Genomic DNA, 15,353 nt, shown 5'->3' with positions numbered 1-15,353 from the left:
AGCATTCCTCGGCTTCGGCCGGCGGGAGGTCATGCTTGTGATCCAATACCAGCCGCACGGCGCGCTGGCGCACTTCCGGGAAGCACTTGTTTGTCGTCTTGTGAATGATGGCTCACCTACTCAGGAGTTGGAGCCTCCGGCAAATCCGGGGCGGATCGTGCCAAAACCCTGCACTCTTCTCCAACTCGCTTCGCCTTGAGCGAGGGGCAGTGGAGCCTGTCGCCAAACGCGAAAGGTTAAACAGTCGTTAAATGGAGCCCATGTGGAGCCTAGTAAGCAGAATCCTAGTAAGCAGAATCACGAAACAGCCCCAGGCTCCGTCGCACTCTATCTCTTTGATTTTTTTAGGAAATTTGGTGTGCCCGGTAGGACTCGAACCTACGACCCGCTGATTAAAAGTCAGCTGCTCTACCGCCTGAGCTACGGGCACTGCGGCGGCCTAGGTGTCGGGGGACGGGTGTCGCTTGACGGGGCGGCCGGCAGGATGGGCGCGACAATAGGGAGGCGGGGGCGAGGGGTCAACGGCGGGTTGGTGCTGTTTCAGCAAGAAACTGTCGCAGGTTCGACGCCGGACAGCGGCGCGGCAGAATCGGCCGCTCAGCCTTCGCCGTCGCGCCGATTGCGAGCGAACTTCTCGTCCAGGCGTTCGTGCACCAACGGCGTGACGAAGGAGGAGACGTCGCCGCCGAGCTGGCCGATCTCCTTGACGAAGCGCGAGGAGATGAACTGCTGGCGCTCGCTGGCCATGAGGAAGACCGTTTCGATGTTCGGCTCGAGCCGCGCGTTCATGCCGGCCATCTGGAACTCGTATTCGAAGTCGGAAACGGCGCGCAGGCCGCGCACGATCACCCGGGCGTTCACCGACTGGCAGAAGTGCATCAGCAGGCTATCGAAGGCGCGCACCTCGACCCGGCACTGGTTGGTCTCGTTCTGGGCTACGAGCCGGTCCAGCTCGTACTGCACCAGCTCCACCCGCTCATCGGTCACGAACAGCGGCCCCTTGCCGGCGTTGCGCGCCACCGCAACGATCAGGTGATCCACCACCTTGGTGGCCCGACGGATGATGTCGAGATGGCCCAGCGTGATGGGATCGAAGGTGCCCGGATAGACCCCGATGAGCGGCGGATGCTGTGCCTCTAACCCCATGATCCCTCCATGTCTCGACCCGGCCTTTGCGCCCCTGCTCTGTGCGCCCCTGCCACTTGCGCTTCGGCCCTATGCGTCATCGTCAGGCGCCTCGTCATCCGGCGCATCGCTTGCCCGCGGCGCATCCGGGCCCTCGCCCTCGGGGGCCGCCTGGGTCTCCCCGGCGTCTTCGGTCTCGTCGCCCTCCTCGGCCTCATCGCCTTCCTCCGTGTCGAGGTCGGCCATGTGGGCCACCGAGACCACACGCTCGCCCTCGGCGACGCGGAAGAGCGTGACACCGCGGGTGGTGCGCCCGGCAATGCGGATGTCCTCCACCCCGGTGCGGATGAGCTGTCCGGCATCGGTCACCAGCATGATCTGGTCGCCCGGCCCCACCGGGAAGACGGCCGAGACCCCGGCGCTGCGCCCACCGCTGCGGCTGAGATCCAGATTGCCGATGCCCTGCCCGCCGCGCCCGGTGACACGGTACTCATAGGCCGAGGTGCGCTTGCCGAAGCCGTCGTCGGAGACCGAGAGCAGGAACTCCTCGGCCGCCTGCAACTCGGCCAGACGTTCGGCCGAAAGCTCGACCTCGCCCGCCGCTTCCTCGGCCAGGTCCTCACCCTCGGCGTCACCGTTGCCATTCTCGGCCCGGCGCTGTGCCGCGGCCCAGCGCAGATAGGCAGCACGCTCCTCCGGTGCGGCCTCGATGTGGCGCAGGATCGACATGGAGATCACGCGGCCGCCCGGCGCCAGGCGGATACCGCGCACGCCGACGGAATTGCGCCCGGCAAAGACGCGCACGTCATCGACGCGGAAGCGGATGGTCTTGCCGCCGGTGGTCGCCAGCAGCACGTCGTCCTCGGGGCTGCAGGTGCGCACCGCCACCAGATGCCCGTCCTCGGCCTCCAACTTCATGGCAATCTTGCCGTTGGCCATGACATTGGTGAAGTCGGAGAGACGGTTGCGGCGGACGGTTCCTGCGGAGGTGGCGAACATCACGTTCATCGCGCCCCAGGTGCTCTCGTCCTCGGGCAGCGCCATCCAGGCGGTGATGGACTCACCTTCCTGCAGCGGCAGGATGTTGACCAGCGCCTTGCCCCGGGCCTGCGGCGTGCCCAAGGGCAGGCGCCAGACCTTGAGCTTGTAGACCATGCCGCGCGAGGAGAAGAAGAGCACCGGCGTGTGGGTGTCGCAAACGAAGAGCGAGGAGACGAAATCCTCGTCGCGCATGGCCATGCCGGCACGTCCGCGCCCGCCGCGCCGCTGGGCGCGATAGGTCGAGAGCGGCACGCGCTTGATGTAGCCGCCGTGGGTGACGGTCACCACCATGTCCTCGCGCGGGATCAGGTCCTCGATGTCGTGCTCGAACTCCGAGTCCTCGATGGAGGTGCGCCGCGGCGTGCCGAAGCGCTCCTTGATGTCCACCAACTCGGCGCGCAGCACCTCCATCAGGCGCTCGCGCGAGCCGAGGATGGCGAGGTACTCGCGGATCTTCACCGCCAGCGATTCCAGCTCTCCGGCGATCTTGTCACGCTCGAGTCCGGTCAGGCGCTGCAGGCGCAGTTCCAGGATGGCCTTGGCCTGGGCCTCGGAGAGGCGATAGGTGCCGTCTTCCGCCACCTGGTGGCCCGGATCGTCGATCAGGTCGACCAGCGGCCCCACGTCGCCCGCCGGCCAGGAGCGGCCCAGCAGCCCGGCGCGCGCGGTGTCCGGGTCCGGCGCATGACGGATCAGCGCGATGACCTCGTCGATGTTGGCCACTGCAATGGCCAGACCGACCAGGACGTGTGCGCGCTCGCGCGCCTTGTTGAGCTCGTAGGCGGTGCGCCGTGCGATCACCTCCTCGCGGAAGCGCACGAAGGCGACGATCACCTCGCGCAGGGTCATCATGCGCGGCCGACCGCTGTCGATCGCCAGCATGTTGACGCCGAAGGAGGTCTGCAGCGGCGTGTAGCGGTAGAGCTGGTTCAGGATGACGTCGGAGACCGCGTCCCGGCGCAACTCGATCACCACCCGCAGACCGTGGCGATCGGACTCGTCGCGGATCTCGCTGATGCCCTCGACGATCTTCTCGCGCACCACCTCGGCGATGCGCTCCAGCATCCGGGCCTTGTTAACCTGGTAGGGCACCTCGGTGACGATGATGGCCTCGCGCTCGCGCGGCAGCTCCTCGATGTGGGTTCGCGCGCGCATCAGCACCGAGCCACGGCCCGTGCGGTAGGCGGAACCGATACCCGAGCGGCCGAGAATCAGCCCGCCGGTGGGGAAGTCCGGCCCCGGCACCAGCTGCATCAGGGTCTCGTCGCTGGCCTCCGGATCGTCGACCAGGGCGCAACAGGCATCAATCACCTCGCCCAGATTGTGCGGCGGGATGTTGGTGGCCATGCCCACGGCGATGCCGCCGGCGCCGTTGACCAGCAGGTTGGGAAAGCGCGCCGGGACGACCGTCGGCTCGCTGGTGCTTTCGTCGTAGTTGACCTGGAAATCGACCGTGTCGCGGTCGATGTCTTCCAGCAGCGCTTCCGAAGCCACCCGCTGCAACCGCGCCTCGGTGTAACGCATGGCTGCCGGCGGATCGCCATCCATGGAACCGAAGTTGCCCTGCCCGTCCACCAGCTGCAGGCGCATGGAGAAATCCTGCGCCATGCGGACCATGGCGTCGTAGATCGCCGAGTCGCCATGGGGGTGATACTTACCCATGACGTCACCGACGATACGCGCCGACTTGCGATAGGGCCGGTTCCAGTCGTAGCCCAGCTCCTTCATCGCATAGAGGATGCGCCGGTGCACCGGCTTCAGCCCATCGCGCACGTCCGGCAGGGCGCGCGCGACGATCACGCTCATGGCGTAGTCGAGGTAGGAGCGGCGCATCTCCTCTTCGATGGTGACACCACCGGTGGGGCCGCTGCTCAGGCCATCGCCACCGCCACCGCCCGGAGGCAGCCCATCGCCATCGCCTGAGGCGCCGTTCTCCGGCTCCGGAGGAACCGGGACGCTGTTCTCGTCAATGTCGCTCAAGATCGGACCCGAAATGCAGGTTCAAGGAAGGGAAAGCCCCGTCAGGCCCACAGGCCCCACGCAGCGCAACATAACAGAGCCCGCAGAGGCGAACAAACCAAACGCTTCCGCACTGCAAACGCCGCTCAGTGCCCCGCAAGAACCGAAGGCACTCTACTCTGCTGCTCTGCCCAGGCACGGGTTTTGGGGCACATCCAGCCAATCGCCTCAAGGATCTCCAAGTGAAGCCTATCACACGGACGGTGAAAGATCGGTTCGTGATGAGCCACCCGATTGCGGAGGCGCCGAATCGCATTCATCCGGCCATGCACTTGCCTGCGCGGCAGCCGCGGACTGAAACACCGAAAGAGCGCTTGACGCCAAAGCGTGCCATCATACTGCGGCCCGAGCAGACCGACCCAGAACGCAAAGCGCAGTTCAGCAATCAATTTTCCCGTGCTCACTGTACCTTCGCATTTTCGCTGTGCTTCGCTGAGTTGGGATCTGGAGAAATCGTTCAGTCCCGGAACGCCCGGCTGCAGCAACCAATCGGCTCCAAATTCTCTTGCCACTTGTGCATGAGCCTTGTTCCGAAGGCACACTTCCAGGCAGGAAAGAGGCGTGTAGAATGCCTCGGCAAGTCGCATGTTCCACTCGTAGAGGCGCAGCGCGCCATCTAGGTCATTGCTTTGGGAGGCAAGATACCGCCTCAAGCGCTCCACAGAGATTGCGTCGCGTAACGCCAAATTGACCTGCTCGTTTCGCAAGCGCGCTCTTGCCTTCCTGCGGATAAAGCGTATCTTTAATCCTGTATACCCCCGGTCGGCCTCTGCACCCATAGCGGCGCATGCTCCGGGGGTCAGTTTTTCAATCCAAAGTATAAACTGACGCTCTCGCTTACGCCAGCCCTCACTGGCAAAGCAACTGGGCCGTTCACGCTCTAAGCGGACTGCGCAGACACTTGATCATCAAGGCTGCCAACCGTTGCCGGCCGATTGCGCCAGGAAAGCGCGGCCGCTGGGTAGACATGCGCCTTCCCAGCGGCTTGCTCAGCCTCACACCGCTTAGAACGGGATTTGCTTAGAACGGGATTTCGTCGTCCAGGTCGCTGGGGGGCGGGGTGGAGCCGCCGCCTGACGAGCCCGTGCCACCGCCGCCGAAGCCGCTGTCTTCGTAGCCGGCGCCCGACGAGCCCATGCCGCCCTGTCCGCCCTGGCCACCATAACCGCCACCGCCACCGCCTCCGCCTCCGCCTCCGCCATCGGCGCGGGAATCGAGCATAGTGAGTTCACCGCGGAAGGGTCGCAGGACGATCTCGGTGGTGTAGCGCTCCTGGCCGGACTGGTCCTGCCACTTGCGGCTCTCCAACTGACCCTCGATGTAGATCTTGGAGCCCTTGCGCAGGAAGCGCTCACAGATGGTCACCAGGCCATCGTTGAAGACGACGACGCGGTGCCACTCGGTCTTCTCGCGCCGCTCCCCGGTCTGCTTGTCGCGCCAGTTCTCGGAGGTGGCCAAAGCCAGGTTGCAGACCCGACCGCCGCTCTGCATGGTGCGGATCTCGGGGTCGCGCCCCAAATTGCCGACCAGAATGACCTTGTTGACACTGCCCGCCATCGTCTGCGTTCCCGTTTAGTTCGTGCTGTATCCGGGCACCTTAGCGCCCCATTGCCGCGAGTCCAAGCGGCGCGTTCGACACACCCGGCTCAGGGCCCGGCTCAGGGCCCGGCTCAGGGGTTGAGTCCCATCTCCCAGAAGCCGATCTCCAGCCGGGTCGCGGTCCGGAAAGTCTCCACCAGATCGGGCCAGCGACCGGAGCGGGTGACCTCGCCCTCGATGCCGCGCCGGGCCGCCACCCGTTCGAGCTGGGTGGCCGCGACCGCCGCACCTTCCTGGAACTCCGCTCCAGCATAAAGCTCGAGCCACTCGCGGTAGGGATTGCCCTCAAGGCGCGTGTCGGGATCGGCCATCAGCCGCCGGCCGATCTCGGCATAGCCCAGGGCACAAGGCGCCAGGGCCACCAGGAGGTCGAGCAGATCGCCGCTCATCCCGCGGTCGAGCACATAGCGGGTGTAGAGCCGGTTGGCATCGGCCTCCGGAGTGGCAGCAAGTTCCGACTCGCTCAAGCCCCAGCGCGCCGAGAACTTGAGGTGCAGCGGCACCTCCGTGTTGAGCAGCAGATCGACCAGCGCCGCCGACTGCTTCAGGTCCTCCACCGCATCGGACTTCACCACCGCCAGGGCATAGGCCCGCGCGTAGTGCAGCAGGAAGACGTAGTCCTGCTTCAGGTAGTGCCGGAAACCGGCCTCGGGCAGGCTGCCTGCGGCGAGCTGCCGAACGAAGGGATGGGTGACGTAGCCCTCCCACTCCTGCGAGCACTCAGCCTTCAGCGCCGCGAAAAGCATGCCCTCAGCCCAGCATCATGTTGCGGGTTTCGCCCGGCAAGCGCACGGTCAGGCCGTCGAGCTCTTCGGTGATGATGAGCTGGCAGCCCAGGCGGGAGGTCTTCTGCAGATCGAAGGCAAGGTCGAGCATGTCTTCCTCGTCCTCGCTCGCCTCCGGCAGGCGCTCGTACCAGGACTCGTCGACGATCACATGGCAGGTCGAGCAGGCCAGCGATCCCTCGCAGGCTCCCTCGATGTCCACTTCGTTGCGATGCGCGATCTCCAGGACCGAGAGCCCGGCGGGCGCCTCGACTTCCTTGCGGTTTCCGTCGCGTTCGATGAACACCATTTTCGGCATAGAGCCAGTCGCTCCTCGTTACAGATCGGCCCGGGCCATAGCAGACCCGGCCCGGGAAGTGGAGTGGAAAGGTATAGGCGCCGGGCCGCCGCCTGCTGATCCCTGGGTTCAGGCCACGGCCTCGGCCGTGGAAACGGTGCCCTTTGCGGCCTTGCGCCGGTGCAGGGCGATCCAGGCCGCGGCGAAGGCGTGAAGCTCGGTCTCCTCGCTGGCCCAACCGAAGGAAATGCGCAGCGCGTTCTGCGCCAGGCGCTCGGGCACGCCCATGGCCGCCAGCACGTGCGAGGGACCGACCTTGCCGCTGGAGCAGGCCGAGCCCGAGGAAACGGCAAAGCCCTCGAGGTCCAGGGCCATCAGCTGCAGCTCGGCACTGAGTCGAGGCGAGGCCAGGCAGGAGGTGTTGGGCAGGCGCTCAACACCACGGCCGAACACCCGGGCCTCCGGCTCCGCGGCGAGCACCGCGGCCTCCAGATCATCGCGCCAGGCGGCGAGCCGTGCCATCCGCTCCAGATCGCCGGCTGCCGCCTGAGCCGCGGCACCGAATCCGGCGATCCCGGGCAGGTTTTCCGTCCCGGCGCGCTGGCGCCGCTCCTGGCCGCCGCCGCGCAGGAGGGGGCTGAGGTCCAGGCCGTCACGCAGCCAGAGCGCGCCGACCCCGGCCGGCCCGCCAAGCTTGTGTGCAGAGAGGGTCACAAAATCCACGCCGAGCGCCGCGACATCCACGGGCCGCTTGCCGGCAGCCTGGATGGCATCGCAATGGACCAGCGCCCCGGTGGCGCGCGCGACCTCCACTACCCGTTCAATGGGCTGAATCACACCGGTCTCGTTGTTGGCGAGCTGCACCGACACCAGCGCCGGGCGCGCCTCGGCTGCCAGCATCTCGGCCAGCGCCGCACAGTCTACGCGCCCATCGCTGTCCAGCGGGATCAGCTGCGCTCCCTCCACGGCCTCCAGAATTGAGGCGTGTTCGCCGGCCGACAGCAGGATCGCGGACCGGCCACTGCCGCGCAGGGCAAGGTTGTTGGCTTCGCTCCCGCCGCTGGTGAAGAGGATTTCCGACGGGCGCGCCGCGATCAGGCCGGCCACAGCCGCGCGGGCCCGCTCCAGCGCCGCCCTGGCCGCCCGTCCCTCGGCATGGACCGAGGAGGGATTGCCCACACGGCAGAGGACATCGGCCATGACATCGCGCACTTGCGGCCGCACGGGCGCCGTGGCGTTGTAGTCGAGGTAGATCCGTCCAGACATGTCCGCGCCTGCTAGGCTGCCGCCACCGGGGTCGCCGGTCGCGGTTCGCTGCGCGGCGCCACCCGTCCCGCGACCACGTCGGCGACGCTCACCCCGCTGAGATAGAGATAGATCTGGTTGCCCAGTTCCTCCCAGAGGTCATGGGTCATGCAGCGCCCGACATCGCCGCGGCAGCCAACCGGCTTGCCGGGCGTGCACCGAGTGGCGCGAATCGGCTCGTCCACCGCCAGGATGATGTCCGCCACCCGGGTCTGCGCCGCGGGGTGCGCCATCAGGTAGCCGCCGCCGGGTCCGCGGATGGCGTCCACCAGTCCGGCGCGCCGCAGCTTGGCGAAGAGCTGCTCGAGATAGGACAGGGAGATCCCCTGCCGCTCGGCGATCTCCGCCAGGGTGACCGGTTCCCCCTCGCTGTGCGCGGCGAGGTCGACCAGCGCCATGACGGCGTAACGTCCCTTGGTACTCAGCTTCATCGTCCTACTCCCAGGGCTGCGGGCCGCTTAACAGCCGCCATTGCGCCCGTTGGGCGAGGGGCGCTCCTGCGACTCTCCGCGCTCCGGCTCTGTTGCGGGGTCAACGGGCGTTGCCCCCGCGTCTTCGCGCTCCAGATCAACGACCCGGGCGCGCAGGTGCTGCACCTCGTCCAGAAGTCCTTCAAGCGCCCGGGCGACCGGGTCGGGAATGTCGCCGGTCGGCGTGCCGTAGGCGACAAAGCGCTCGTCGCTCGGTCGCGCGGGCTGCTGCACCGGCCGGGCGGGGATGCCCACGACGGTGACGCCCTCCGCCACCGGCTTGGTGACCACGGCATTGGCGCCGACCCGGGCGCAGCGTCCCACGGTGATCGGGCCCAGGATCTGGGCGCCGGAGCCCACGATCACCCGGTCTTCCAGGGTGGGATGGCGCTTCTGCTGGCGCTGCGAGTCGCTGTCCACCGAAGGCGCGACGCCGCCGAGGGTGACGTCGTGATAGAGGGTGACATCGTCTCCCACCTCGGCGGTCTCGCCGATCACGACTCCCATGCCGTGATCGATGAAGAAGCGCTTGCCGATGCGTGCGCCGGGGTGAATCTCGATTCCCGTCAGCCAGCGACCCAGCTGCGAAATGAAACGTCCGAGCAGATAGAAGCGGCGGCGCCAGCACGCGTGCGCCAGGCGATAGAAGATCATCGCCTGGAAACCGGGGTAGCACAGCACCACCTCTAGCCCGGAACGAGCGGCCGGATCGCGGGCCATGATGGCCTCTATCTCGGCGCGGAGTGTCTTGAACATGGCTCGACCTGTCGGCTACTGTCGCGGCCCCTGGGGGCTCTCCGACCTGGCATATAGGCTTCCTGAGTAAATTGGTCAACTTTTGACCAAGTGCGGAAGCACAGCCCGGACGTACGGAAGCAGCCTGCCTTCGCGCCAGAATGCCGGGGCGAGCAAGACGAAGGTGAGTCGCAAGGAATGCCAGAGGTGATGTTCAACGGGCCGGCGGGCCGGCTAGAGGGCCGCTACCATCATGCGGCCGATTCCACGGCGCCGATCGCGCTGGTGCTGCATCCGCACCCGCAGCACGGCGGGACCATGAACAACAAGATCGTCTACAGCCTGTTCCACGCCTTCGTGCGTCAGGGCTTCTCCGTGCTGCGCTTCAACTTCCGCAGCGTCGGGCGCAGCCAGGGCAACTACGACCGGGGCGAGGGCGAACTGGCCGATGCGGCCTCGGCGCTCGACTGGCTGCAGATGTACAACCCCAACGCCTCGGCCTGCTGGGTCGGCGGCTTTTCCTTCGGGGCCTGGATCGGCATGCAGCTGCTGATGCGCCGGCCGGAGATCGCCGCCTTCATCTCCGTGGCGCCGCCGGCCAACCTCTATGACTTCAGCTTCCTGGCCCCCTGCCCCTCCTCGGGGCTGGTGATCCAGGGCACGGCGGATGAGATCGTGCCGGAAGCCGCGTCCAAGAAGCTGGTCGAGAAGCTGTCGCATCAGCGCGACATCACCATCGACTACCAGACGATCCAGGGCGCCAACCACTTCTTCCAGGGCTATCTGGAGCAGATGGAAAAGACGGCCGAGGACTACATCAAGCGCGGCCTGGCCGAACAGGCGGCCGCGAGCAAGGCAGCCGAAGCCTGAGTTGCCCGGACCCGAGCTCTACACCGGAGGCCGATAGAAGCGGCCGCCGGTCGTGGGGCTCGGTACGCCGGTAGTGCCCGGCAGCGACAGCGGGAGGCCAGCGAGGCTGCGCGCCGCCAGATAGGCGAAGGCCTCGGCTTCCAGGGCATCACCGTTCCAGCCCAGCGCCTCGACCGGCTCCACCGCCGCCTCCAATCGCTCAGCCAGCCAGCGCATCAAGACGGGATTGCGCCGCCCGCCACCGGTGACCAGCCAGCGCCGCGGCGAGCACGGAAAGTGCTCCAGCGCCCGCACAACACTCTCCACCGTGAAGGCCGCCAGGGTGGCCGCCCCGTCCTCGCTCGAGAGCCCCTCGACCGGCGCGGGGTCGAAGGCATCGCGGTCGAGGGATTTCGGCGGTTTCGCAGCGAAGTAGGGATGGTCCAGCAGGCTGACCAGGGCTTGGCGATCCACCTCTCCTGCCGCGGCCAAGGCGCCGTCGAGATCGCAGGGCTGCCCCGCGCGGCGGCGCGCCCAGTCATCCAGCAAGGCATTGCCGGGGCCGGTATCGAAAGCCAGCAGGGCGTCGGCCTCCTCACCAATCCGGGTGACATTACCCACACCGCCCAGATTGAGCACCGCCGCCGGGCGCGGCAGCGGGCCGAGGCGCGCCGCGTGAAAGAGCGGTGCCAGGGGCGCGCCCTGCCCACCGGCCGCCACGTCGGCGGAGCGGAAGTCGCAGACCACGGGAATGCCCGTCAGCCGGGCCAACAGAGCTCCATCTCCGATCTGCCAGGTCCGCCGCGCCTCCGGTTCGTGCAGGATGGTCTGGCCGTGAAAGCCGATCGCCGTCACCTCAGCGGCCGCCACGCCGGCCTGCGCCAGCAGCGCCCCCACCGCCTCGGCATGGCGATGGGTCAGCTCCTGCTCCACCTCCGCCACCGGCTGCCGGCCGCCCAGAAGGGCGCGCAGCCTTTCGCGAAATCCGGGGTCATAGTCCACGCTGTGAAAGGCGCCGGGGTTCACCTGCTGTGCGCCGTCGGTCTCAAGCAGCGCGGCGTCGATCCCGTCGAGCGACGTGCCGCTCATCAGACCGAGATAGAGTCCCATCAGGCCGCCTCCACCATCCGGTTCGCCTCGGGCATGGCCGCCGAGAGCCCTGCCGCCGCCAGCGCCAGCAGCAGGAAGAACAGCAAGGCCGCCGGCGCCCCGGCGAACTGGGCAACGATGCCAAGCGAGCCGAGCGCCAGCGCCACCAGGCCGATGAGCGAGTTGGAGAAGGCGACGTAGAGCGGGCGTTCCTCCGAGGGTGCGGCATCGACCAGATAGGTTTTGCGGCCCAGCCGGGCACCGGCCTCGGCGATGCCGAGCAGCAGGAAGGCCGGCGCATAGGCCAGCGCCGGGATGCCCTCGCCGGCGAAAAACCCGATCGCCAGGGCCACAACTGCCGCGGCGGCGCCCAGGAGTCCGGCCTGGATCATCACGCTGCGCGCCGTCTGGTCCGACAGCTTGCCCCAGATCGGACTGGAGACGACGTTGGCCAGGCCCACCGCGACGATGAAGACGCCCAGGGCCGCTGCGCCCTCCACCAGCCCGTGCGCATGCAGCACGAAGAGCGGCATGGCGACCTCCACCGAGGTCAGCGCCGCCCGGGCCCAGAGATAGCGGCGAAAGCCACTCTGCTGCTTGACCAGTCCGAAACCCTGCCGCACCTCCGCCAGCATGTTGCGGCCGCCCTCGCTGGCGCCGGGCTCCTCTTCGATGCGAGCGAAGAGCAGAGCCGCCAGAGCCCAGAGCAGCGCCGCCACCAGCACCAGCCAGAGGTAGGGCGTGACACCGGCGTCCTCTCCGAGCCAGAAGCGCAACCCCAGGCCGGCGAGCAGCGTCAGCCCGCCGCCGACAGCCGCGCGGTGCGACAGCAGGCGGCCGCGCCGACCCTTGGGAATGGTCTTGCCGGTCACATCCTGGAAGGCGACTGATCCAGCGCCGCTGGCGATGCTGAAGAGCGTGAAGAGCGCCAGGATGGCGATGCCCGACGCCAACGGCGGCAAGAAGGCAGCGGCGGGGAGAATGAGGAGCAAGGTCACCGCCTGGAAACTGCCGGCGGCGCTCCAGACCCACTTGCGCTGGGGCATGCCGCGAATGCGCGCCGCTACGGCCATCTGCGGCAGCAGCGAACCCACCTGCTTGATTGGCGAAAGGAAGGCGACCAGCGATGCCGGCACGCCGATGGCCGCCATCATCCACGGCAGCGTCAGGCCGGGGCTGGCAAGCTGTTCAGCCAGCTTGGTGCAGGCACCGTTGCCGAGGTTCAGCAGGTAGTTGCCCGGCAGGGCGGTGCAGGCAGATTCGGGAATCGCGGTGCAGGCCCGCTCCTCCGCCCCGTCGCCGGTAAGGGCGCCGTAGAGCCGTTCGCTCAGCGTGCTGGCGGCAGGTCCCACCGTCGTGCTCATGCAAGTACCTCGTCCTCGTGGTGGCCGCCCGGAATCGCGGGACAAACGGGAAAGCATTTGGCCCTCTACGCGGCACCCTATAGCATTACCGGAAGCGGCAGCGCTGCCGCAAACCGGGGGGAAAGACAATGGGGCTCCATCGCACGGGAAAAGTCGACAGCGGTCTCACGCGCGCCCTCGCGACCGGCACCATCTGCCTCGCCTTCTCGCTCGCCGCGGGTTTCGGACAGAGCGCCCATGCTGGCGACTGTGAGGCGGATGCGGTTCCGCTCGGCGGCACCTGCGTTGCCGTCGCCGAGGTGGCCGAGGATATGGCCGCGGCTGTGCAAGAAGCCATGGAGGCGGACGGCTTGAAGGCCGTCCTCCTGGCAGTCGAGGTTGCGGGCAAGCCGGTTCTGACCCGTGCCTGGGGCGAAACGATGACCGCGGTCCCCGCCACCCCGGACATGCGTTTTCGCAATGGTGCGATCGCGATTGCCTACCTGGGCGTGCTGGCCCTGCAGCTGCAGGAAGAGGGCCTTCTGTCGCTGGACGACCCTCTGTCACAGTGGCTCCCCGACCTGCCCAATGCCGAGGGCATGACGGTGCGCATGCTGGCGGACGGGACGGCCGGCTACGCCGACTACGTGCCGCTCTTCCCCTTCTACGACGACGTGTTCCGACAGTGGCGCGAGGACGAGCTGCTCGCCATCGCCTTTGCCGAACCGCTGGTCTGCGCGCCCGGCAGCTGTTTCGCGTACGCCCACACCAACTACATCCTGCTGGGCCGAGTGCTGGAGGCCGCGGCCGAGAAGCCCCTGACGGAGCTGCTGCAGGAGCGGATTTTGGCGCCGCTCCGCCTCACCGACACGCACAGCGAAGCCACCGCCCGCATGCCGGAACCGGTGCTACATGCCTTCACCAGCGAGCGGGGTCTCTACGAGGACTCCACCTACTGGAACCCCTCCTGGAGCCTGGCCCAGGGCGCCATCATGACCACCACGGTGGAGGATGCGCTTGCCTCCTTTGCAGCCATCGGGCGGGGGGAGCTGCTGTCAGCCGAGTCCCAGAAGCAGCTTCTGGCCCCGACCACCGCCGGCTTCGGCCCCTTCGACGAGGACCTCTACTACGCCCTCGGACTGCTGGTCAGCGACGATTGGCTGATCCAGACGCCCTCCTTCGCCGGCTTCTCGGCGGTTGCCGCTCATCTCCCGGACCAGGATATCGGCTTTGCCGTGACCGCCACTGCCGGCCCCGACACATCGCCGGACCTGCGGACCAGCAATCGCCTGGCGGTCCGTCTGGGCCGCATTCTGGCGCCCGACCAGCCACCGCGCCTGCCCGAACGCTGAGCAGCTTGCGGCGCGTTGAGCCTTCCGGCAGCGCGTGCTAACTCTGCGCTCTTCCAAGACAGCAGACGCACTGCACGAGTAGTCCCATGACCAGCCCCGCATCCGATTTCCTGCGCACCATGGCGGCGCGCGGATACATCCACCAGTGCACCGACATGGAGGCACTGGACGCCCTGGCGCTCAAGCAGCCGGTGGCGGCCTATGTGGGCTATGACTGCACGGCGGACTCGCTGCACGTGGGCCACCTGCTCTCGATCATGATGTTGCGCGTGCTGCAGCAGAACGGGCACAAGCCCATCGTGCTGATGGGCGGCGGCACCTCGCGGGTGGGCGACCCCTCGTTCCGCGACGAATCCCGACCCCTGCTGACCGACGCCGAGATCGAGCGCAACATGACCAGCATCAAGCGGGTCTTCGCGCAGTTCCTGACCTTCGGCGACGGCCCGAGCGATGCGGTGATGGTCAACAATGCGGACTGGCTGGACCAGCTGCACTACATCGACTTCCTGCGCGACTATGGCCGCCACTTCTCGGTCAACCGCATGCTGAGTTTCGATTCCGTGAAGCTGCGCCTGGAGCGCGAGCAGCCCCTGACCTTCCTGGAATTCAACTACATGATCCTCCAGGCTTACGATTTCCTGGAGCTGGGGCGGCGCTACGACTGCCGGCTGCAGATGGGCGGCTCCGACCAGTGGGGCAACATCGTCAACGGCGTCGAGCTGGCCCGCCGGGTGGACCAGCGTGAGCTCTTCGGCCTGACCACCCCGCTGCTCACCACCGCCTCCGGCCAGAAGATGGGCAAGACGGCCGCCGGCGCGATCTGGCTGAACGAGGAGCGGCTGTCGGCCTACGACTACTGGCAGTTCTGGCGCAACACCGAAGATGCCGATGTCGGCCGCTTCCTGCGCCTCTTCACCGAGATGCCGCTGGCCGAGATCGAGCGCCTGGAACGCCTGGAAGGGGCGGAGATCAACGAGGCCAAGAAGGTGCTGGCCGACGCCGCCACCTCCCTCTGCCGCGGCGAGGAAGCCGCACAGCAGGCGGCGGAAACCGCGCGGCGTACCTTCGAGGAGCATGCCCTGGACGAGGCGCTGCCGACGGTCGCGGTACCCCGCCAGCGACTGGAGAACGGCGTCCCGGCCTACGAGCTCTTCCGCGAGGCCGGGCTCAGCAGTTCCAACGGCGAGGCCCGGCGCCTGATCAAGGGCGGGGGCGCCAGGGTCAACGACGAGCGCCTGGCCGACGAGTCCGCGGTGCTCGGTCTGGCTCAGCTCACCCAGCACGGGGTGATCAAGCTCTCGGCCGGCCGCAAGCGTCACGTCCTGATCCGCCCCGACTGACCCGCCGCGCCGCGCGCACGTCGG

The 15,353-nt window shown here is 67.6% G+C and carries 14 protein-coding genes and 1 tRNA gene; 3 read left to right on the top strand and 12 right to left on the bottom strand.

Features of this window, described 5'->3' with window-relative positions:
* Nucleotides 1-354: 354 nt before the first annotated feature.
* The 10 genes from ABZ720_RS02855 to cysE form a co-directional block, all read right to left on the bottom strand.
* Nucleotides 355-430: transfer RNA gene (locus tag ABZ720_RS02855), tRNA-Lys, on the bottom strand.
* Nucleotides 431-597: 167 nt separating this feature from the next.
* Nucleotides 598-1,146 carry a pantetheine-phosphate adenylyltransferase gene (gene coaD, locus ABZ720_RS02850; protein WP_366553621.1) on the bottom strand — a complete coding sequence of 183 codons (549 nt, stop codon included), beginning with the start codon at nucleotides 1,144-1,146 and terminating at the stop codon, nucleotides 598-600.
* A gap of 69 nt (nucleotides 1,147-1,215) precedes the next feature.
* Nucleotides 1,216-4,041 carry a DNA gyrase subunit A gene (gene gyrA, locus ABZ720_RS02845; protein WP_366554421.1) on the bottom strand — a complete coding sequence of 942 codons (2,826 nt, stop codon included), beginning with the start codon at nucleotides 4,039-4,041 and terminating at the stop codon, nucleotides 1,216-1,218.
* A 230-nt stretch (nucleotides 4,042-4,271) separates the two neighbouring features.
* Entirely contained in the window at nucleotides 4,272-4,964 is a 693-nt protein-coding gene (locus ABZ720_RS02840) for a hypothetical protein (protein ID WP_366553619.1), read from the bottom strand.
* Nucleotides 4,965-5,205: 241 nt separating this feature from the next.
* Nucleotides 5,206-5,742: a single-stranded DNA-binding protein gene (gene ssb, locus ABZ720_RS02835; protein WP_366553617.1), complete on the bottom strand. Its 537-nt coding sequence runs from the start codon at nucleotides 5,740-5,742 to the stop codon at nucleotides 5,206-5,208.
* Between the two features lie 113 nt (nucleotides 5,743-5,855).
* Nucleotides 5,856-6,530 carry a thiaminase II gene (gene tenA, locus ABZ720_RS02830; RefSeq protein ID WP_366553615.1) on the bottom strand — a complete coding sequence of 225 codons (675 nt, stop codon included), beginning with the start codon at nucleotides 6,528-6,530 and terminating at the stop codon, nucleotides 5,856-5,858.
* A gap of 4 nt (nucleotides 6,531-6,534) precedes the next feature.
* A complete protein-coding gene (locus tag ABZ720_RS02825) occupies nucleotides 6,535-6,867 on the bottom strand; it encodes a ferredoxin family 2Fe-2S iron-sulfur cluster binding protein (protein WP_366553613.1) in 333 nt (110 codons plus the stop codon).
* 108 nt (nucleotides 6,868-6,975) lie between these two features.
* Complete coding sequence (locus ABZ720_RS02820; protein WP_366553611.1) at nucleotides 6,976-8,112, bottom strand: cysteine desulfurase family protein; 1,137 nt, start codon at nucleotides 8,110-8,112, stop codon at nucleotides 6,976-6,978.
* A gap of 11 nt (nucleotides 8,113-8,123) precedes the next feature.
* The gene (locus ABZ720_RS02815; protein WP_366553609.1) at nucleotides 8,124-8,582 is read right to left on the bottom strand and encodes an Rrf2 family transcriptional regulator; all 459 of its coding nucleotides are present in this window, start codon (nucleotides 8,580-8,582) and stop codon (nucleotides 8,124-8,126) included.
* A gap of 27 nt (nucleotides 8,583-8,609) precedes the next feature.
* Nucleotides 8,610-9,377, bottom strand: a complete 768-nt coding sequence (gene cysE, locus ABZ720_RS02810) for a serine O-acetyltransferase (RefSeq protein WP_366553607.1) — start codon at nucleotides 9,375-9,377, stop codon at nucleotides 8,610-8,612.
* Nucleotides 9,378-9,554: 177 nt separating this feature from the next.
* Here cysE and ABZ720_RS02805 point away from each other — a divergent pair, with 177 nt between their 5' ends.
* Nucleotides 9,555-10,226, top strand: coding sequence for an alpha/beta hydrolase (locus ABZ720_RS02805; protein ID WP_366553605.1), 672 nt, complete (start codon nucleotides 9,555-9,557; stop codon nucleotides 10,224-10,226).
* Between the two features lie 18 nt (nucleotides 10,227-10,244).
* On the opposite strand, the gene ABZ720_RS02800 is transcribed toward ABZ720_RS02805, so the two are convergent.
* Both ABZ720_RS02800 and ABZ720_RS02795 read right to left on the bottom strand, forming a co-directional pair.
* Nucleotides 10,245-11,315: an anhydro-N-acetylmuramic acid kinase gene (locus ABZ720_RS02800; RefSeq protein ID WP_366553603.1), complete on the bottom strand. Its 1,071-nt coding sequence runs from the start codon at nucleotides 11,313-11,315 to the stop codon at nucleotides 10,245-10,247.
* Nucleotides 11,315-12,658, bottom strand: coding sequence for an MFS transporter (locus ABZ720_RS02795; RefSeq protein ID WP_366553601.1), 1,344 nt, complete (start codon nucleotides 12,656-12,658; stop codon nucleotides 11,315-11,317). Before ABZ720_RS02795 ends, ABZ720_RS02800 begins: the two co-directional genes overlap by 1 nt.
* A gap of 128 nt (nucleotides 12,659-12,786) precedes the next feature.
* On the opposite strand from ABZ720_RS02795, the gene ABZ720_RS02790 reads away from it, so the two are divergent.
* The gene (locus ABZ720_RS02790) at nucleotides 12,787-13,989 is read left to right on the top strand and encodes a serine hydrolase domain-containing protein (protein ID WP_366553599.1); all 1,203 of its coding nucleotides are present in this window, start codon (nucleotides 12,787-12,789) and stop codon (nucleotides 13,987-13,989) included.
* 86 nt (nucleotides 13,990-14,075) lie between these two features.
* On the top strand, nucleotides 14,076-15,329 hold the full coding sequence (gene tyrS, locus ABZ720_RS02785) for a tyrosine--tRNA ligase (RefSeq protein WP_366553597.1): 1,254 nt from the start codon (nucleotides 14,076-14,078) through the stop codon (nucleotides 15,327-15,329).
* Nucleotides 15,330-15,353 lie beyond the last annotated feature (24 nt).

The organism is Aquibaculum sediminis (assembly GCF_040712085.1).
In the GTDB taxonomy this organism is placed as follows: Bacteria; Pseudomonadota; Alphaproteobacteria; order Kiloniellales; family DSM-21159; genus Aquibaculum; species Aquibaculum sediminis.
The sequence above is the reverse complement of the archived record's forward strand: the minus strand, read 5'-3'. Positions and strand labels throughout refer to the sequence as shown.